General features: G+C 43.4%; 11 protein-coding genes. 1 reads left to right on the forward strand and 10 read right to left on the reverse strand.

Annotated elements, in window-relative coordinates; translation table 11 throughout:
* Window positions 1-9: 9 nt before the first annotated feature.
* From AJGP001_RS13605 to AJGP001_RS17745, 3 genes are all read right to left on the reverse strand, one after another.
* A complete protein-coding gene (locus AJGP001_RS13605; RefSeq protein ID WP_281251054.1) occupies window positions 10-3510 on the reverse strand; it encodes a DUF6359 domain-containing protein in 3501 nt (1166 codons plus the stop codon).
* A gap of 127 nt (window positions 3511-3637) precedes the next feature.
* Window positions 3638-4219 (reverse strand): transposase, encoded by a 582-nt coding sequence (locus AJGP001_RS13610; protein WP_071153086.1) that lies wholly within the window; start codon window positions 4217-4219, stop codon window positions 3638-3640.
* A 236-nt stretch (window positions 4220-4455) separates the two neighbouring features.
* Window positions 4456-8115, reverse strand: a complete 3660-nt coding sequence (locus tag AJGP001_RS17745) for a S8 family serine peptidase (protein WP_071153085.1) — start codon at window positions 8113-8115, stop codon at window positions 4456-4458.
* A 274-nt stretch (window positions 8116-8389) separates the two neighbouring features.
* Between AJGP001_RS17745 and AJGP001_RS13620 the strand changes: the two genes are divergently transcribed.
* Window positions 8390-10246 (forward strand): LTA synthase family protein, encoded by a 1857-nt coding sequence (locus tag AJGP001_RS13620; protein WP_169835277.1) that lies wholly within the window; start codon window positions 8390-8392, stop codon window positions 10244-10246.
* Window positions 10247-10281: 35 nt separating this feature from the next.
* Here AJGP001_RS13620 and AJGP001_RS13625 read toward each other — a convergent pair whose 3' ends face one another.
* The 7 genes from AJGP001_RS13625 to AJGP001_RS13655 form a co-directional block, all read right to left on the reverse strand.
* Complete coding sequence (locus AJGP001_RS13625; RefSeq protein WP_078080662.1) at window positions 10282-11622, reverse strand: S-layer homology domain-containing protein; 1341 nt, start codon at window positions 11620-11622, stop codon at window positions 10282-10284.
* Between the two features lie 165 nt (window positions 11623-11787).
* Window positions 11788-14238, reverse strand: a complete 2451-nt coding sequence (locus AJGP001_RS13630; protein WP_078080663.1) for an S-layer homology domain-containing protein — start codon at window positions 14236-14238, stop codon at window positions 11788-11790.
* 678 nt (window positions 14239-14916) lie between these two features.
* The gene (locus AJGP001_RS13635; RefSeq protein WP_078080664.1) at window positions 14917-16317 is read right to left on the reverse strand and encodes an O-antigen ligase family protein; all 1401 of its coding nucleotides are present in this window, start codon (window positions 16315-16317) and stop codon (window positions 14917-14919) included.
* A gap of 14 nt (window positions 16318-16331) precedes the next feature.
* On the reverse strand, window positions 16332-17447 hold the full coding sequence (locus tag AJGP001_RS13640; RefSeq protein ID WP_071153080.1) for a glycosyltransferase family 4 protein: 1116 nt from the start codon (window positions 17445-17447) through the stop codon (window positions 16332-16334).
* Window positions 17448-17469: 22 nt separating this feature from the next.
* Window positions 17470-18342 (reverse strand): UTP--glucose-1-phosphate uridylyltransferase GalU, encoded by an 873-nt coding sequence (gene galU / locus AJGP001_RS13645; RefSeq protein ID WP_071153079.1) that lies wholly within the window; start codon window positions 18340-18342, stop codon window positions 17470-17472.
* 370 nt (window positions 18343-18712) lie between these two features.
* Entirely contained in the window at window positions 18713-19984 is a 1272-nt protein-coding gene (locus AJGP001_RS13650) for a nucleotide sugar dehydrogenase (protein WP_071153078.1), read from the reverse strand.
* A gap of 16 nt (window positions 19985-20000) precedes the next feature.
* On the reverse strand, window positions 20001-20717 hold the full coding sequence (locus tag AJGP001_RS13655; protein ID WP_071153077.1) for a WecB/TagA/CpsF family glycosyltransferase: 717 nt from the start codon (window positions 20715-20717) through the stop codon (window positions 20001-20003).
* Window positions 20718-20724 lie beyond the last annotated feature (7 nt).

Genomic DNA, 20724 nt, shown 5'->3' on the forward strand with positions numbered 1-20724 from the left:
GTTTGGGTATTATTTTTTCTTTATTTGGCCTTTATTCGTAACGACTGTGTAGTTTCCTAACTCGTTCACATGAAGTGTAAACGTTGACCCTTTTAACTTCCCTTGAATGATTTTCCACTTGCCTTTGCGATCTTCACGCGCACCAAACTGGATTTTCACGTCTTTCGTTGTGTCAAATGCCAGTGTCACCGGTGAAGTGAATGTCAAAGCAAGGTCTTTTCCTGCTGCATCCGTTACCGACAAGTCGATTTGTTTCGTAAGAGTTGGGCGTTTGTCGACTTCTTTTGCGTCTGCCACTACTACCTCCAATACAAATGCTGATCCTGCAGCTGAGGCAATTTGCTGAATGTTTTCAGCTGAAAAGCTGACAGCTGCTGTCGGCATGTCGACCCGTAAGTCTTTGCCGCTCTTCAGCAGTTCAACTAGATTTCTTTCAGTAAATGTAATGGCAAGTTCTCCATCTTTATTCGGTTCGCCCGCTGTAACGACAGCCTGGTCACCTGAAAAGTCAGGATTTGCTTGTTGTTCGCCCGGAACTGATGGTTTTTCGAAGGCAATTTGTGCTAGTAGCGGATCATGATCTGATGCGCGGCCCTGTTGTTCCATGAACATCGCGTTAATGTGGACCATATCCAGTTCTGTACGTTGTGCCAAGTTGTTCGTCACAAGCAAGTGATCGAGTACTTGTGAATTTCCTTGGTAATAATACGAAAAGCGATCTTCTACCGGCACATCTTCGACTTTATTCGTTAAAATATCGCCTTTTAATGCAGCTAGCGCAGGTGTAAATTCGAAATCATTCATGTCTCCTGCAACGATCACGTTCAAGTCTGGATTTTGTTTAAGTCCATCCGCGATAAAGCCGTTAATCGCTGTTGCCAGTTCAATGCGCTCTGCAACAGAGCCAAGAACAGGCGGCTGGTTTTTGCCGAATAGTGGCTGGTCTCCACCTTTTGAGTTTAAGTGAGCGCCAATAACGACGACTTGCTCACCTTGGAAGTCAAATTGTGCAGCAATTGGTTTACGGGTGTTTGGCATTGCGATTGGCTGAACGCGTCCTGGATTCAAAGCCAGTTCGCCGTCTACCCACGAGTTGTCTTGAGTTGCAGTGCCTTTTGTTCCTTCTGACAAGGTTACGCGTTCAGGATTATACAAATACCCGACACGGATGTTGCCACCTGGTTGCCCACCGTCTTTGTTGTATTCAGGTGCGATGTCAGTCCAGGCATACGTTGGACCGCCTGCTGTTTTGATGTCTTGAATCAACCGTTCATAGCTTAACGTTGCGTCACTGTTTCCTGATGCAACCGGGCCGTCATTGTCTTGTACTTCTACCATAACGATGATGTCTGGTGAGTTTAAGTCGTTAACGAACGACTCTGCAATGCGCTGTGCTTTGGTATCAGATGTATGACTCGGATCTGCAGAAAAATTTTCTACATTATAAGCGGCTACCGTCAGTTCGTCTTTTTGCTTAGCAATCCATGTTTGTTCCGGCTTCGTGCCGCCGTCTTTAAGCGTTGGCAAATCATTTTCTGTCGCCCATAGCTTGTAGTTACCAAAGCCGAAGCCCATTACGCCGATAATATTACCGGTAAACGAGTCGCCTGCCTTGGCTACGTAGTTTTCATTGTTGAAATCGACGGTAATGCGTTCCGGGTTGTAGTCATTTTCTGAAATCAAAATTCCACCTTGTTTATGGAAGTCTGTATTGGGTGAGTTTTCAGCAACGATGACCACTTCGCCGTAGTTTTGTGGTCCCACAACCTGTGCGTTTGGTACAGCTAAGCGCATAAGTTCAAGGGATTCCCAGAAATCAACGCCGTCTTCTGTCGGATCAAACGATGTTAAGCCATCGTTATCGATAATCTCAGATGGCGGTTGAACGTCTTTTCCAATGATGATGGGTTCAGGAAGTGCGGCTGTTGCTGTTTTGGTTGCGTCAGTCGCACGAATGCGCGTGATTGGTAAATCGTTATCTTTTGCATCTGAATAGCCTTCTTGGAAATGCTCTTCTACAGTTCCGGTGATGGTAACCAGGTCACCAAGTTGAAGACCATTTGATGCTTTATTGACCATCAATGCTTCTGAAGTTGTCACATCATCATCTGGATTGATGTCTTGAATGACGAAGTTTGCCGAGTTGTAGACGTGCGTCACGACACCGACGATTTCATTGACAACGACACCTTGGTAATCTGAGTAATGATTCGTGCCTTGAATATCACGGATTTTCAAGTCCCCTGTTTTCAAAACGGTGTAAGCAAAAGTAAAAATCTCAGACGTTTCGTCCGTGATGGCGATGGCTTTGATCGTTACGTCTTTTGTCAAAACGATTGGCGCTGTATATTTGGTGCTTGCGGCAGTTGGTGTAGAACCGTCAAGCGTATAGTAAATAGCGGCGTTTTTCCAGCCTGAAGCTAACGTGATTTCAGTGCCTTCCGAAACGACACCTGGAAACACATCTACGTAGACAGCTGGCTTATTCACCAGGTCAAAGCTCTCGAAGCCGAGTGTTTTCACCTGATAAGAAGCGTTGAACTTTGAAGCGATTCCGCTGACATGGATTAAATCGCCTTCTTTGTATTGCTTCGTAAATTGTTCGAAGTTTAGTCCGTTGCGGTTATCGTTACGAATGGTGACCGTTTCACCGTTTTCAGCTGTTGCCGAAAACTCAAACGTTCCAAAATCGTTAACGGATTTCAAGTTTGTGATGGTCACATTTTCTAATTCAATACGCTCGCCTTGTGTCTGTTCATTAATAGCGGTCGGTGTAACGGTTTGAACGGACGGCAAGTCGTTGCCTGTAGAAAGAACTTCTATTGTATTCGGCTGCAGCTGAAGCTCGCCGCTATACTCCGCGACCGTTCCCGTCAACCGCACCTTGTCTCCCGGTGCAACGGTGGCGTTTGAAGCATAAACGTACATGCCAGCTGTATCGTCTTGTACGTAAAAGGCAGTCGCGCCCCAAAATCCTATGCCCGTTGTCACCGTGGCGTCAACTTGGACCAGTTTGCCCGACATCGTGCGCGCTTGTGCCAACGTGTCGACGACAGTTGCCTCAGGTGGTACTTCACCTTCAGACAGAATCGTGAAAGCCGTTGGAGACTTTAGACCTGCTGTTGTAAAGTAAGTTTCCAATGAACCTGTAATGGTCACTTCTGCTTTAAATTTAGTCGGATTGTCCACCAAGTTCAAACCTGCACGAATTGCGGAACTTGATGGCAACTGAACTGGAAGAATTTTTGTCGGATCGGTTTCATCTGGTGAATCAGCAAGCCCTAGATTTGAAACAGCTGTAAAAGGCGCTTCTTGGTCGTAGCTAGTGTTGCTGCTAGCTGTCCCGACGATAAATCCTTTCACCGTAGCCGAACCGGAATTATTCGCAATGGCTTCAGCTACCGTAATCGGTTCTGCAGCAGTTGCTGCTGTGTAAGGCAGTACTGCAGACAAAACCAGTAGTAAACTCAAAAAAATCTTCGTCCATGTGTTTCTCGACAAAAGCTCCACTTCCTTTGAATAGAATGAGTTACTTATCAAGTATAGCGCAAAATTGTAAACGCTTTATTAAATTTATGCAAATAATGAAATAATTTTCTTATTTGGTGCCTGGCACCCGCTCAATTCTCGTACAATTCTATTCACCCTCTCTCCTCTCCGGAAGATCCCGTTCTTCGCAGTACATCAAATAACCCGTTAAGCATTTGGAATATGGCCTTGGTAGAATGGTTGGCAAATAACTTAAATCGAGGAATTGATAGGGGGCTTGTAGTGCATCTGCGTATAATCGGTACGAACTGTGTGGATAGTCTTTCATTGTGGCTACCATGGGGGTACTGGTATCTATGGGGTTTCTGTGGACGTATCGGCTAACTGCGAGGATGCTTTTGTGGGTTATGGCTTTGCCCGAATAATAACGGCTTTCGTAAAAATAGCCGCTGTAGTTGTATTTTTTCTTGTGATAATCGCTGTAGCGTTTGTTAATGAGTGCCATTAGCTTGCTTAACGGGACTTCGGGTGAGCGGATCAATAAGTGGTAATGGTTGGTCATTAAGCAATAGGCCAACATGGTAAACGGGTACTTTTCGTGTGCATACGTTAAGACTCTAAAAAAAGCGTCGATATCTGATTTCTCTTGAAAAATCGCTTGCCTATTGTTGCCTCTCATCACAACATGTTCGTATGCATGCGGAGTCCAAATACGTCGACTTCTCCCCATCGTTTCACGCTCCTTTTCAACTACTGATTATGACTATAGTAGAAATAAGATCGAGGTTCGTCAATTGTTCCAAAAAGACAATAACTTGGATTTATGTACGCATACTGACTCAAAACTAATTTTTCACTGTGAAACCACTCGATAACCTGCAAATTCTCTTTCAAAATATTTTTTTGAGTTGTGTTTGAATTGTTTGGGTGCCTGGCACCCAAACAATCAAACACGCCATTATTCACTCACTGTTTCTTGATCGTGAAGCTTTCTTCTGTGACATGTCCTGCTGCGTCGATGACTTTCAAAGTGAATTTGTTATCACCTAGAGCAGCAACCGGAACCGTGATGGTCATGTCTTCATCAAAGCCGACTTCGCCGTAGGGCTCGGTCATGTCTTGGCGAAAAACTTCGCTGTCGATTACATACACTTGGATGGCGTTCATGTTGTCTGAGACATTAAACCTTACTTCTGCAGAATCCGCTTCTGCACCCACCGTTTCTGGCAAATCCAAAATTTTCAGTAGCGCCGGCTGTGTATCGATTAACACTTGGCTGCGTACTTCGAGTTCGTTGCCAGCTTCGTCGACGGCTTTAGCGAAGATGTCGTTACGCCCGTCTTTGAGTGTTAAGGTGTGTTGGAAAAACATTCCGTCAAAGCGTTCGGCTTTTTCACCGTTAACGGTTACTGAGACGATACGTGACTGGTCTTCTACGACACCGAATACGCCGACTCTCTTCGTACTTAGCACTTCGAAAAGCCCCGGCGAGATGATGGACACTGCTGGTTGTTGTGTATCTGCAACAACACCGGTTAGTGGCACTGTGATTTTATTGCCGGCGGTATCATGGAATACCGCGTTTAGCTTGTCGCCTTTTTTGATGGCCACAGGCAATTTGTAGCTCTTGACGCTCGGTGATAACGACTGGTCTTCAAAGCTGTCCGGAGCTTGCGTTAGTTCCACACCGTTATGGAACACTTCCCAGCGGTCAGGTCCTCCGCCTTGTTTGTTGTCGGTAAAGCTGGTGACTTTCACCGTGCCCGTTTTCGTATCCAGCGTAGCAGTTGCTTTAGGTGCCACGGTATCCACTAAAATCGGCATGACTCGTGACTGCCATTTAGCTCCTGGATAATCAATAATCGCACGCATTTGCAGTTGATACTGGCCATCTTTAACTGGCTTGCCGAGCACTTCGCCGTTCCACTCGTTGAAAAAATCATAATAATAAGAAAAACTTTCCGTGAAGTTTTTCACTAGGTTTTTTCCTGTCTGCAAGGTCCGGAGTTTCTTGCCATCCGCGTCCAGCACGTTTACTTCCAACGCTTTGGCGTTACGCAACAGCGAAAATACGGGAATAATCGACTCCCGGCTCCCGTCGCCATTTGGTGAAAAAGCAAAACGCTCAGGAACAAAACCTTGTTGGTGACTGCCGCCGTTGACGATCAAACCAAAGTCGTCCGTTAAAAACGTCGAAGCGTAAAACGTTTCTGGACTCCATGCGACGTCATCAAAAATCGATGCTGCGTCCCATTTGCCATTAAAGCCAAAATACGGCACGGTCAGCGGCGTGTTGCCGGTTACTTCTTCGTTCGCATCGGTTAATGTAATAAACCCGTCGATGAAAAAACCGTTAGTGAACGCTTTAAATTCGGGACGTCCTACTAAAGTTGACGCATCGATGGTCACTTGAATTTCTGTTGTGCCATTTGCTGGTACCGTCACAAGGTCGGGTGCGGTAATGTTGACGAGATCTGTTACCACTTTTGATCCTGCTCGATTAGGATCGGTCGTGTTGATCTTGCGCTTTTTGTGTTTTACAATTGCATCGGTTTGAACGTTAACTGTGACTTCGTAAGTTACTGCCGTGTCTGAGAAATTTTCAGCTTGCAACTTGATGGTGAGTTGATTTTTTGTCAGTTCTTTTAACGCGACTTTGGCGTCACCAGTCGCTCCGTCCGTGACGATTACGTCGGTCGATAAGGCGTCGTGCAACTGCATCAGTCCTGCGCCTTGACGTCTTGGTGACACGAATTGACCCGCTACCAGTTCAACTGGATTGGCCGTGTTCATCAGCAAGTTTTTGGCGAACTCAACGCGGTCTCTGCCTGCTAAGCCAAGCTCTTCAATGCGCTGAAAAATCAATGCCGTTCCTCCTGCAACGTGTGGTGCCGCCATCGATGTACCACTCATCAACCCGTAGTCGTTGTCATTTAGCGTCGAGAAAATATTGCCACCTGGTGCAGTGATTTCTGGCTTAAAATCCAAGTTGGGTGTTGGTCCCCAAGACGTGAAATCAATCATTTTACCGGCATTTGGATTCGGCGTTTCAAGCTCTTTTCCGTCAAACGCAATGGTGACCGCCTTTCCAGCTTGTAATGCTGCTTTCATGGCCAATCCATCTTTTTGAAGTGTCGACAAAAATGGAATGGCAATAGACGGATCCCATTCAATATTAACCGGTCCCGTCGTATTGTTGTAAATAATAACCCCTGCTGCTCCAGCAGACTGCGCTGCAAAAGCTTTTTCCGCAAATGGAATGGTACCGCGTGCAATCAACGCGAATTTATCGGTCAAGTCTTTGCCTTCAAAATCCTCAGGCATACCGAGTCCAACTTCAACCACTTGATAAGAAGCATCCGGTAGTTTTTGCGGGTCGACTTCGTTTGCCGGCAAGTATAGCGCACGAGCCGACACTTTGCCGTCTACGCTGTAGACAAAACTCTCCGTTGTAATCACTGTATTTTCAAATGACGCTACCCCGAACGAATCCACCGAAGTTCCCGGTGTACCAATCAAACCGTAGTCTTGGTTTTTGGCAAAAGGTGCTTGAAAACCAGACCCCAGCATGTCTTCGTTGCCGGCAGAAATCGCTACTAAAATCCCATTATTTGTCGCGCGTTCTACTGCTTGCTGTTCGGGACTCGACGTATCGACAAATCCAGCGGTGGCGCCGAGCGACATGTTGATAACGTCTGCACCAAGTTTAATGGCGTCGTCCATCGCTTTAATGTAAATATCACCGAAAGTTGTTGGGTATAAAGCGTCGTTGCCGAACACTTTCAGCGCCAACAATTGCGCTTCCGGAGCAACACCTTTAATGCCACCCTTTTTTTCATCGCCATTTGCACCAATCGTTCCGGCTACGTGCATGCCGTGCATCGAAGCACCCGGTGCCACGTCACGAATTTCAGTGTTGGCGTCCATATAATTGTAACCAAACGGCACTTTTTCTGTGAAAAATGCACCTTCTTCAATCGCGTGATCCGAGACAAACGCATCGACTTGGCCTTTTGTTAAGGTAGCCGTCTTGCTATCGCTCAGTTTCATGTCGCGATGTCCCGAGTCAATGCCTGTATCGATCACGCCGACAATCATGCCTTCTCCTTTAAAGCCATAATCACGCCAGGCTTGTTGCGCTTGAACCAGTTCTTTGGTGTATTTCATCGTCGGCTGGACTGCAGGACGTTTATACTCCGTCGCTTCATATACAGCTTTAACACTCGGCAACTCCGCGATTTGGGCTACTTGTCCCGCAGTAACTTCTGCTGAGAAACCGTTAAAGACCGCTGTAAACGTTTGAAGATAATCGATTTTGGGTGCCACTTTCGTAATAGCTGTTTGTGCCGTTTTTTGTTTTTTAGTGGCAGCCGCTTCAATGCGTTGTTTTTGACTTTCAGACAACTCTTTGTAAAGAACACCCTTCGTCGTTGCGATTTCAATCGTCGGCTGTTCTTGTAATTCAATGATGATTCGCACTTTTTCTTTTGGTGACTGCGGCTTTACTAAGGTTTTCGACAGCTTCACTTCGGGATTTAGCCCTTTTGATGCGACCGAACTACTGAACCCTGTGACACTACTGATCAATAAGATGAACACCATTAACCAAAAACTTGTTTTCCTCATCTTGATTCCTCCTTTTCAAGATAAAATTATCAAAATTATCAATTAATTAATCCACCTTCATTTTTCCATTTTATACATCAAAAGTCCATGGTTCCAAAGCTATCTTGTTGACCGTTTTTTCTTTAAATTTTGGGTATATTGTATGGGTGCCAGGCACCCACACAACTCTCGCGCAATTTGCTTGCCTCTTGTACTTCCTTTATACTTGAGGGTAGTCGATATTCCGATTGCATCAGGAGCAGCAAAGTCGAAAATTTTTTTTGAGGTGATTTATATGAAAGTCAAATGGAGCTACAAGCCGGTTTTGGTGATGTTAGCCACCATGTTTTATTTCTTTTTGTTGGTAAATGGAATTGAAACGTATTTAAACGGTAGTTACGCTGAACGCGCTGTGTGGCGCAGTGATCACAAAGAAGCCTTTTTCTTTAATTACATGATTGTTTTTAGCTTGTTCATCGTGTTTTTAGGAATCTTTAATCGTTATTTTGTTAGTTTTGTCGTCACCAATGCGTTAGTGGTGACTCTGGCTGTTTTCAGCTATTATAAATTCAGTTTTTTAGGGGAATTTTTATACCCTTGGGATTTGTTGCTTTATAATAATGTATTGAATTTATTGCCAAATTTATATGAAACGATCAACTTGACACAAGTCATTCTTGTTTTCGGACTTATCGTGGCGGTCATTGTCGCCATTTCGGTGTTTCTGTTTATCAAAAAACCAAAGCGCTGGATTCGCTTAAACCCATGGGTTCGTATGCTGTTTATTGGTTTAGGTGCCGCATACTTGAGCATTTTCGTTTTCTACCGGTCCATTCCTGAAGTAGAGTCCACGTTAAAAGATGTCGACATTAACAACCTGACATTTGATCAAGAACGCAATTACAAAACCAATGGCTTTTTGCTGACGTTTATGTTGAATATGCAAAGTGCTATCGTGCTGCCACCAAGTGGCTACAACGAAAAGAACGTGATGGATATCGTTGACAACTTGACTAAAGTTGAACCGCAATCCAATTCAACGGCTAAGCAAGATCCGAACATCATCTTTATCATGAGCGAATCTTTCTGGGACCCGACGTCGATTGAAGGGTTGTCGTTTAATGAAGACCCTATGCCAAACGTCAGAGCACAGCAAGATGGCCATATTTTGGCTCCCGCTTTTGGCGGCGGCACGAGTAACGTCGAGTTCGAAGCGCTGACGGGCTTTACCAATATGTTCTTACCGCCTGGTTCCGTTCCGTACCAGCAATACATTAAAAGTGAAATTCCGGCGATGCCTAACTATTTGGCAAGTCTCGGGTATGAGACGACGGCCATTCACCCTTACCCGAAATGGTTTTGGAACCGGGAAGAAGTGTATAAACATATCGGTTTTGATGAATTCATTGATATTGACGGGTTTACCGATCCTGTCTACCGAGGACCTTACGTTTCTGACCAGCAAGTGACCGATACCATCATCGAACAAACAGAAGCGAATGAAGATCCGTCATTTATCTATGCAATTACGATGCAAAACCACACCAGTTACAACGTGGATAAATACCCAGATTTCACTGTCGAAACGCAGACACCTCCTGCAGTGGATCCCGTTTTCAATTTATTGTTGCGGTCGTACACACAAGGAGTCGCAGACGCTGATGCTGCATTTAAGAGCTTGATCGATTATTACGAAACGTCTGACGAACCAACCATTGTCGTCTTTTTCGGAGACCATTTACCTGCGATTGGCAATGACTATAAATTATTCAAGCAAGCTGGATATGTCCCTCGCGGAGCGGGCGACGTTAATTGGAGCCTAGAAGATCAAAAGAAAATGAGATCCACACCGCTGGCTATTTGGAATAACTACGGCACTGAAGTTCCAGACCTTGGTACGATCAGCCCCTCTTTCCTAGCACCAACTGTCTTTGACCTAGCTGGAATTGAGCAGCCTTTGTATCACGCAGTACTGGAAAACTTCCAAGCGGAAATGCCGGGCTACACAAACGAAGTGAAAATAGACGCAGATGGCGAACTTTATAAAGTGACTCCCGATAAAGTGGAGACCACCAAACAGCAATACGAAATGATTCAATACGACCTGCTGTTCGGAGATCAATACTCACTCGAAAAACTGTTTGGTAACTAACCCTAAAATCACAGTTAAAACCCCCACACGCCGAATTACCGGCTTGTGGGGGTTTTGTTGTTGAATTGCGCGAGAGTTGTGTGGGTGCCTGGCACCCGCACATTTACGGAATGCGCCACCATCATATGCCCGCGCGGTGTCCAATGAAATCCGAGAAGTGGATCAACTAATCCGCTGTTTGCAAGATCAGTGTCTGTTGCGCCTCCTGCTTTTTGCACCGCGTTGGCATAATTATCGATGAGTTCAACACCTTGTTGTTGAGCGACTTTGCGAATAATATCATTGTAGCTGTCTTGCCACGCATGAAGGCCCCCCTTACTGGCATAGAGTTTTTCAATACCTGGGGTTTGCGCTGCTTGAGACTGGTAATACACACGTTCATTGACGGGCAAATTGGTCATCAACACAACCGTTATGCCTTTTGCCACCATTTGCGTTGTTAGTTGCGAGATATTTTTTTCGAATTGCTCCTTACTGACTTGTGGTTGTTTCGTATCTGCACGCATTAATGCGTCGTTCAACCCGAACATCATGACGACCGTAGATGGCTGTTGATCCAACACGTCTTGTGTGAATCTTTTCAAGGCACTTGCTGTCGTATTGCCACTGACACCGGCATTGGTGATTCCTGCTAAAGCCGGCCAATTGTGATTCGGGTACTCGGGAAATTCTTTCGGTAAATAAGAACCTGACGTATTGCTGTCTCCAAATCCAATAACTTTACCCGGAAGTGCTGGTTGTTGAAGAGCTTTCCATTCCATCGCGCGATTGGCAAACGCAGCCATTTGCGCACGTGTGACGATGCCGTTTGGCCGGTAGGTATTGTCTTCCGGATACCCAACCGTAATGCCGTTATCACGCAGTGCTAAGACATACGTAAACATCCAATCTTTTGTGGTCACATCGGCAAAGAAATTCGTGGAATGACCAACAAGATCAAAACCTTCTGTCAAAATCTTGGCCATTTGTCCACGTGTTAACTTGTCATCCGGAGCATACAGCCCATTGCCTTTGCCATGAATAACGCCTTCTTTTTTCAATGCTTCAATATAACCAAACGCCCAGTGACCCGTCGCCACATCAGGATAACTCGCTGTTTTCGGATTGAGCGGCTCAATACCCGCAGCCAATGCAATAATTTTTGCCGCTTGTGCACGCGTCACGTCTTGTTCTGGTTTGAACGTTCCATTTGAATAGCCAGACAAGACGTTTTTTTCGAGCAACGACTGAATGTCCTCATAAGCCCAATGCGTTGTAGCCACATCTTTTAATGGCGCAGCGGCACTAGCCGACGTAGTTATGATCGAAAAAATCAAGAGTATTGACAGCAGTCCCGTAAAGATAACGGCAGCTTTACATTTTCGAGGAAATCTCATGTGATTTTCACCTTTCTTCCACTCTTTTTATACGTATCTTACCATTTATTGAATTGTGTGTGAATTGTGTGCGTGCCAGGCACCAAATAGCAAAAAAGTGATACCAGGCACTAGCCTGGTATCACTTTTTTTATTATGAGCACAAAGCGCTCAACTAACGTTCAATTATTTTACAAGAACGCCGTTTCTGTCAACCAATTCAGTTTGTCCAGCTTTAACTGTAGCACTTACTGTACCAGTTGGAGCTGTATCAAGCGTGAATCTTACTTGAGTTTCGTTACCGTCAACAACTACCAAATTACCAGCATTTGCTTCAGTTGAGCCAACCTTAACATCGAATACAGAGTTTGCATCAACGTTAGGAATTGAGATAACTTCATCAAATGTTACAACTACAACGTCACCAGCAGTTTGTACTGAAGTGATTTTTGCAGGTGTGTTGTCTTTGATTGTTACTTCTGAGTTAGCAGTAACAATTACGTTTCCTGCTTTGTCAGTAGTGTTCAATACTGTTAATACTGCTGGAGTACCAGCTGTTTGGTTACCGATGTTTACAGATCCAGCAGGCAATTTGATTACTGCTGTCATTTTATCAGTTCCAGTGAAATAGATGTCCGTTCCAGCTGGTAATGCTTGTCCATCTAGACGGTAGCTTGAAAGGCTGATTCCGTTAGCAGCAACTTCTTCGCTGTAAGAAACAGTGAATTCGTTAGTGCCTGTAGTAACTACTGAAGCAGTTGGTTTATCGTTATCAACTGCTGCTGGAGTTCCAGGTACAGTGATTGTTGATGAAACTGCTGCAGATTTGTTGCCGTATGCATCAGTGAAGTATCCAGCTGGGAAAGTAACTGTGTAAGTGCCAGCATCTAAAGCTGCAGTAGTTGCTTTGAAATCTACTAAGTAAGTAGAAGCGTCATCAGTTTTCAGCATAGATTCTGCATCAACAGCTGTGAAGTTTACACCTTGTGAGTTGCGGATAGTGATTTGGCTATCAGAACCTGCAACAACAAGTTTCTCGTTGAAAGTGAATTCTAATTTTTCGTTTTCAGCAGAAACACGTGTAGAAGAAAGTGTTGGTGCAGTCAAGTCTTTAGCGAAAGTTACTGAAGTACTGTAAAATTCGTTTTTGTTTGCAGCAAGATCTGTCATAACTCCAGCTTCAGCGTACAAAGTGAAAGTTTGTGAAGTTGCTGTAGAACCTGCTGGGAATAATTCCCCTACATTTAACAAATACGTTTTGCCAGTTGTGTCAGTAGTATCACGAACTAAAGTAGCTGTAGTTTGTGTTCCACCTTGTTGCAATTTAACAGATACGTTGTCTTCAACAATATCTTCGCTTAAAGTAACTTTAGCAGTTTTTTGATCAACTACTTGTACACTTGTTACGCGTGGTTTTTCCATATCTGCTGATGGAGCAGTTACTGAACCGTTATAGATAACCATTTCGTTTTTAACTGCTGCGTTGTCAGTAGCTCCTGCTACATATAGAGAAGCTGTTTGACTAGCGTTTAACGATTTAGTGATTACAACTTTGTTTCCAGTAGTCGTACCTGTAACTGGCTCACCGTTTACACGGATTACTGTTGGAGCTGTTCCAAGGTCTTCAGAGAAAGTCAAAGTAATTTTACCGTTTTCGTAAACAGTGCTAGTGATAACTGGTTTAACAGTATCCGTATAAGTGAATACGCCGCTAAATTTCTCAGTGTTTACCCATTTACCGTCTGTGTCTTTTACGTTTGTAGCAGTTGGCTCAACTACAAGAACTTGATCTTTGCCTTCAACTGATGATGCAAAAGTTAAGACTACTGAACGCTTGTCAGTTGACAATTCTGCTTTAGTTGGAGTTGCTGAACCTAATTTATAGTTTGCAACTTCAGTTGCATCTTTAGCAACTTTATCATCAGCGTTCAAAGTTGTGTTGAAGTTAACTTGAACCTGGTTAGTGTTAAGACCAGTAACAGATGATACTGTAGGTGCCATAGGAGCTTTAGTTAACTCATGTAATCTATGAAGGAAGATTGCGAAATCTCCACGTTTGATTGATGATTCGATTCCGAACTTAGTTGCAGTTTCGCCATCAGTGATTTTGTTTTCAACTAATGATGCAACTTCAGTTGCGAAACGGTGTTTTGAACCAACGTCAGTAAAGTTCAATTTAGAAACGTCGCCGTCTTTTAGGTCATAAGCTTGTGCAAGCATGAATGCTGCTTGTCCACGAGTGATTGTTTGATCCCAGCCGAATTTTGTAGCTGAAACGCCGTTGATGATTCCCGCTTCTTTAAGCGAGTTGACTGCAACCGCACCACGTTTAGGAACGTCAGAGAAACCTGAAGCTGGAGCTTTTTCGTTCATCAAACCTGCTGCAGTAGCGATCATGATCGCTGCATCGCCACGAGTGATTGAAGCGCTAACACCGAATTGAGTCGGAGTAATACCGATTGCAATTCCGCCAGATACTACGTAATCAACTGCGTCTGTATAACGATCTCCCACATCAGTGAAAGCTGAAGTTGAAGCTTGGTCTGCGAATGCTGCTGGAGCGATTGCCGTTGCTACTAAAGTAGCCGTTGCTGCAGTTGCTACGAATTTCTTGTAATTTTTTGGTTGGTAAGCCATTAATGTAATTCCTCCTTGGGTTTGTGGTGCTATAACTATATTGAGTCATATAACTCAATTCAATTATCCGTTTTACCATCACATTTCCACTATTTGTAGATTAACAACGTCTTATGAACGAAGCAAAGGTCCTACCTCTTGTGGATCAGATGAAAGTTTTTGTACAGATAACTAAACTCTTACTTAGTTTACCAAAGAATTAAGTTTAATCAACCACTAATGTAATAATATATCAAAAAATTTACTAATACTTACAAAAATAATACAAAAGAATTACATTTAATACGGTTTTCTAAATATTGAAACCTCAAAATGGCAATTAGTACCTAGAGAATCAACCCATTTATCATACAATTCCAATAAAAATGATTTTTTATTATAATCTATCTTTTTAAACTTCGCTAGAAATAATAAATATTTATTAAAATAATATTTTAAAACTTTTACATCTTATTTTCACCGAATAAAACAGAGACTTTTTACTTACTCCTTTTTTTCTTAACTAGTTTCAATAAAAAGTTTTTTCAAATTCAGCTAGTCTTTGTACCCTCTTCTAGTAAGGACCTCCCCTATCCCTTGTTTAGTCTTGTTTTTAAGCTTGCAATTACGCTCCATAAAAAAAGCCCCGAAAGACCGCGTCATTACAACGCTACCTTTCGGGGCAAAACTTACGATTGGTTATTTTGATTCGAGCAAATCTTCATTTACGACTAACATGGCCAAAATTGCTGCGACATAAATTGAAACAGCAGGTGCCGTTAATACATGTCCCGCAGTGTACGCAATGCCGATGCCAAGAAGAAAGGCAACGCCGTACAAAATATAAAAATAGGTAAAGTGGGTTTTGATATTGAACAAAAAGTGAAGCAGGAATTTACCGGTAAACCAAACGAACGGAATCATCATGTAAATGAAGGTCACCCAACCGAACGAATAAAACCAGTCATGAAAGTCCATTTCGATCATCGTCGGCGACTTGCCAGGGGCTGGCGTTTCATAATTCCCTGCAAAGCCTAAACCGAATAATTGCTGCATCATCGGCGAATCTTGAAAATCTTCCTTCATAAATTGTGCATAGGTTTCACGCGAACTAAATACTAAATTCTGTACTTGTGCACTTGTTATTCCAGTATCTTCTTCCTCTTCTTGTTGTTGTTCAAATCCTTCGTCACCTTCTACTAACACTTCATCTCCAGGACGTTCAACTGGCTCTCCGAAATTGATGCCGAGAGAAGTGATGTGAGCAAACATGTTGCCGAACACCGGCGTGACCGGCGTCACCGCAATTAAGACAACGGTTAAGAACGTCGCAATGAGCAAATTAATTTTAATGGTCGACGCGCGTTTTTTCATAGCAAGCATGATTAAACTACCGATCACAACTGATAATAAGACAATAATAATGCCGCCATAGCCCACTTTCGTTCCTAACGCGAGCATGCCAACAGCTAACAGGATAAAAGGGATCCACGACCAAGATTTTTTCCAGGCATCGGTTTTCTCAATTGCATACAAAGCCATGATAGGCAAAATAATTGCCATGATGGCACCTATTTCATTACCGGCATAAAACCAACCTGTAAATCCCGTTTTTGTATGCGAATAATTAGACAAACTCGTTCCCGTCAATTGGGCAACGATAAAAATAACACCAATAACTAGTCCAGCAATCCACAAATACTTGGTCGTTTGACTAGCGATGTCGTACTTTTTATCTTTCAGCTGACGGTAAACAACTAACAACCCAAATAAGACGATGTGAAAATAAATAGCTTTGTTGAAAAACTTAAGTTCCTGGAACAAATAATAAGGATCTTTAAGTTGAAGATTACTGACAATGTTAATACCAATCAGCAACGCTAAACCGATTAAATACCCAGTAAAAAGACGGCTGTTTTTGCTGGTCCTTGCCATCCACAAAAGAAATACGATCGCTAACGCCATATACGCCGTTCGAAGAAGTACCCCTACAGTTAGACTTGTATCTACCATAAAAATAGAAGCCGTCGTCAAAATATCGATGATCGGTTGTACGGCAATAAATGCGATAAAAAATAGTAGAATTTTTTTAGAGTCCATAGTTAAATCCTCTTTCATTTAGTTAGCTCTAAGTTATGAAATATCGCAGAAAGTTTTGATTGAATCTTTCGCTGATCATAATTTTGCGCTGTTTCATAGGCAGCTTTAGCGATTTGTTGCTTTTCTTCCATTGTTAATTGGTTATACAGCTCCAACTGTTTAACCAAATCTTCCCACTCACCAGCAGCAAATAACCAGCTGTTGGCACCATCTTGGACATAGTCCAGTATGCCACCAATTCGGCTTGCTAGAATCGGTGTGCCACAAGCCATTGCTTCGAGGCCAACCAATCCGAGACTCTCCCCTTTTCTCGTCGTCGGGAATATGAAAAGTTCAATGATGTTATAAATGGCCGCTAAATCTTGGTGTTTCATCAACGGAAAATGCACCACTACGTCGTCTAAGCCAAGATCTGATCTCATTTGAAAAAATGCATCGTCGTCTTTGCCTGAACCAACCATGATTAACCGTGTTTTGCTTTTTTCAGCTGGATTCTGCTCAAGAAAAGCAGAAAACCCTTTTAGTAAATGATCCCAGCCTTTGCCGACATCCATCCGTCCAACGTAACCAAAATAACGCATCGTCGAATCTAATGCTAATTGTTCTAGCTGGCGTTGTCGTGCACCGGGATTCGGATAAAAGACTGCTGAGTTTACGCCACCTGATGGAAAAATTTCAATCGGTGTCGTCACTGCATATTTCTCGTGAACAAGCTCTTTGTAATAATGTGATGGCGTAATAATCATCGTGGATTGCTGCAATAGCTTTTTAACATAAGGCTGGAATTTTTCTTGAGAGGCTACTTCCGGAACGACGTCACTGCCATGAACATTTGTCATAATTTTGACAGATGGCTTTAGTTTTTTCAATAGTAAAAGCGGAAAAGCATTGTGAGCTGCATAATGCACATAAATCGCATCGTAGTTACCTGTTAGCCCTTTCCGAAGAACGTTGGCATAATGGCCAAGATAAGCCGCTATTTTTTGTGATTTTTTAATAGACTTTGTTACAACCGCTTTGTCTACAGTAAATCCTTCATCCGTTAAAATGGCTTCGGTGTTTTTTACAAAAACGCCGAAGCTTGGAAATTCTTCTGAAGGGTACATGTTTGATACGAGCAAAATTTTCAAAGATAGGCCTTCCTTTCGAACTTTACTTGTATTCTTCTAGTTTCAGTTTCATGAAATCCAGTAAATCTTCACGAAGTTCTGGACGTGCCAAAGCAAATTCCAGTGTTGTTTCAACAAATCCACGTTTTTCTCCTACGTCATAACGCTTTCCTTCGAACGCGTATCCGTAAACATCTTGCACTGCGTTTAATTGTTCAATGGCATCGGTTAATTGGATTTCTCCATTCGCACCGACTTTCATCTTATCTAAAAACCCGAAAATTTCTGGAGTGAAGACGTAACGCCCAATAATGGCTAAATTGGATGGAGACGTACCCGCTCGTGGTTTTTCGACAAATTTATTGGCTTTGTATAGCCGCCCTTCTACTGTGGACGGATCCATAATACCGTAACGATAGGTTTCTTCTTCTGGAACTTCCATAACACCAATGACCGAAGACTGCGTTTTGTTGTATTGCGCCATCAACTGCTGAAGTCCTGGAACTTCTGATTGAATAATATCATCGCCGAGCAACACAGCAAAAGGTTCATCGCCGATAAATTTCCGTGCAGTCCAAACTGCATGACCAAGACCCAGAGGTGATTTTTGACGGATATAGTGAATATCCACTTTGCTGGATAACTGAACGGCATTCAGCAATTCAAACTTTTCGGATTCCTCAAGACGCGCTTCCAGAAAAGGAGCCGAATCAAAATGATCTTCAATTGCCCGTTTGTCTTTTCCCGTCACGATAATAATGTCTTCAATACCCGAAGCAATTGCTTCTTCCACAATGTATTGAATGGTCGGTTTGTCTACAATCGGCAGCATTTCTTTCGGCATCGCTTTTGTTGCTGGTAAAAAACGCGTACCTAATCCAGCAGCGGGAATAATCGCTTTCCTTACTTTTTTCATAGGCTTGTCTCCCTAGTTTAGTTGAAATTTTTAATTTTATAGTCGATATTCCGCAAAACAATTCCGCTTTCCTGCGGGCTTGCGCCGAACTAACTCGGGCTTAACGCCCGAGTGGATTTCGGCACTTCGCTATCCCGCTGGAGTCTCCATTGTTTTGCTCCATATCTTAATGGCAGTTAAATATTAGAACTTTTATTTATTTAATATGACTCCTAGAAGAAAGAGCGGATGGTAGCGACTCCTGCGAGCCCCCGGCAGCCGGCACCGCGACGTCCTGTCGCGCCAGCTGCATGACCCGCATCCTGCGGGCCCGAAAGCGTTCACTTGGAGCGATTTCTTCCAACCCATACCTCAAAGTTACCTTCTTATTTTAGTTTTTCGAATCACCAAGTACGTACACATCAAAACCAGCAGCTTGCCATTTTTCACGGCTTATGCAGTTTTTTGTATCGACAATGATTTTGTTTTTCATCGAAGTCAACGTCATTGGATCTAAGTCTTTAAATACTTGATGATCCGTTACGATAACGAGTGCAGACGCGTCTGTTAAGGCTTCTTCTGCATGTTGCGTTTGCTGGTCAATATTATTAACTTTAATATGCGGATCGAATGCCTTCACATTGAAGTTGCGCAACGTGAACTGCTCGACAACATCTACTGAAGGGCTTTCGCGCATGTCGTCAATATTGCCTTTGAACGCTAACCCAAAAATAGCGATTTTCGGATCAACAATGCCTTTAGCTTTTAAAATGTCTGCTGTTAGCTGAGCTGTGTAGGCCGGCATGCCGTCATTTGTTTGACGAGCCAAATGGATCATTTTCGACTTCTGCGGATCTAATTCAACTAAGAACCATGGATCGACAGCGATACAATGTCCGCCCACACCTGGTCCTGGCGTATGAATATTGACTCGCGGATGGTAGTTCGCCAACTGGATCGCTTCCCAAATATTGACGCCGATGTTTTGGGCAATCATGGCTAGTTCGTTTGCGAATGCAATGTTGACATCCCGGTATGTGTTTTCCATGACTTTTACAAGTTCAGCCGTGGTCGTATCCGTTTCGTGCATACGTCCTTCGACAAACGAATTGTATAACTCCGACGTCACGCGAGCAGATTGTTCGTTAATGCCGCCAATAATCCGGTCATTAGAGACCAATTCAGTAAATACTTTGCCTGGAATCACACGTTCAGGTGAATGAGAAACAAATAATTCCGTTCCCATGTTAAGACCTGATTGAATGAGTTCAGGGATCATGACGTTTTCCACCGTTTTAGGTGGCACAGTCGATTCAAGAATAACCAGATTGCCTTTTTTCAAAAACGGCACAATAGAAGCCGTTGCTTGACGCACGTATTCAAGTTCCGCTGTTTTGTCCGGATTGATCGGTGAAGGCACCGCAATAATGAATACATCTGCCTCTACAGGTTTTGTTCCAACCGTAAAAGCACCGTTGTCGATTGCTGTGTCTAAACGCTCTTGCAATCCATCTTCTTCTATATGAAGTTCTTTATTTCCGATCATTTTTACTGCTTTTTCATTTATATCAACACCGTGGACCTGATGTCCGTGATTGGCAAACATAACAGCTGTCGGCAAACCGATATAGCCAAGACCGACAACACAGATAGACTTCTTCATTTTTACATTAGCTCCTTTAGCGTGATCGTAATACTTTCATTAAAAAAATGGGCAAATTCATTTGTCGTTTGATGCGAGACGGACTGGAAATTAATCGGTAAAGCCATTCAATTCCGAGCTTGCGAAAAAGTAACGGCGCTCGTTTAACGGTTCCGGAAAAGACGTCAAAACTGCCGCCGACTCCTTGGAATACTTGGACGTTTTGGAGTCGTCCCATGTTTCGTTGAATCCACAATTCTTGTTTCGGACTACCGAGTGCAACAAAAATAAGTTTTGCACCGCTCGCGTTAATCCGCTCAACGAGTGCATCTTCATCTTTTTCAAAGCCGTTGGTGTATCCCGCGACAAGGATTCCCGGATTGGTTTCTTGAATGCTGCTAATTGCTTTTGTGACCACTTCTTCTTGTGCACCGTAAAAATACACGGGAAGTTTTTCTGCAGTCGCAAATTCTAGTAGCTTCGCCATCATATCGACACCTGTTACACGGGAAGTGATGTTGCCGCCTTTTATTTTAGCGGCGAGCAAAATGCCAATGCCGTCCGCAATCTGGTAAGTTGACGAATTGATCAGTTGTTTCACTTGCGGATCCCGCTCAGCGGCAATGACTTTTTCCGGATTAACAGCGATGATGGTCGACTGATCTCCATTTAGAATCCGCTGTCTTAAATCTTCTATTATACCTTCATATGACAGAGGTGAAACATTCACCCCTAAATAGCTTTCTTTCATCATGAGTACC

This window comes from Planococcus faecalis (assembly GCF_002009235.1).
Lineage (GTDB): Bacteria > Bacillota > Bacilli > Bacillales_A > Planococcaceae > Planococcus > Planococcus kocurii.

Excerpts from the sequence above, each read along its gene's own strand:
- AJGP001_RS13610 (WP_071153086.1), bottom strand. The coding sequence starts at position 4,219 with ATGGGGAGAAGTCGACGTATTTGGACTCCGCATGCATACGAACATGTT.
- AJGP001_RS13625 (WP_078080662.1), bottom strand. The coding sequence starts at position 11,622 with ATGAGATTTCCTCGAAAATGTAAAGCTGCCGTTATCTTTACGGGACTG.
- AJGP001_RS13655 (WP_071153077.1), bottom strand. The coding sequence starts at position 20,717 with ATGATGAAAGAAAGCTATTTAGGGGTGAATGTTTCACCTCTGTCATAT.
- AJGP001_RS17745 (WP_071153085.1), bottom strand. The coding sequence starts at position 8,115 with ATGAGGAAAACAAGTTTTTGGTTAATGGTGTTCATCTTATTGATCAGT.
- AJGP001_RS13630 (WP_078080663.1), bottom strand. The coding sequence starts at position 14,238 with ATGGCTTACCAACCAAAAAATTACAAGAAATTCGTAGCAACTGCAGCA.
- AJGP001_RS13620 (WP_169835277.1), top strand. The coding sequence starts at position 8,390 with ATGAAAGTCAAATGGAGCTACAAGCCGGTTTTGGTGATGTTAGCCACC.
- AJGP001_RS13650 (WP_071153078.1), bottom strand. The coding sequence starts at position 19,984 with ATGAAGAAGTCTATCTGTGTTGTCGGTCTTGGCTATATCGGTTTGCCG.
- AJGP001_RS13635 (WP_078080664.1), bottom strand. The coding sequence starts at position 16,317 with ATGGACTCTAAAAAAATTCTACTATTTTTTATCGCATTTATTGCCGTA.
- galU (WP_071153079.1), bottom strand. The coding sequence starts at position 18,342 with ATGAAAAAAGTAAGGAAAGCGATTATTCCCGCTGCTGGATTAGGTACG.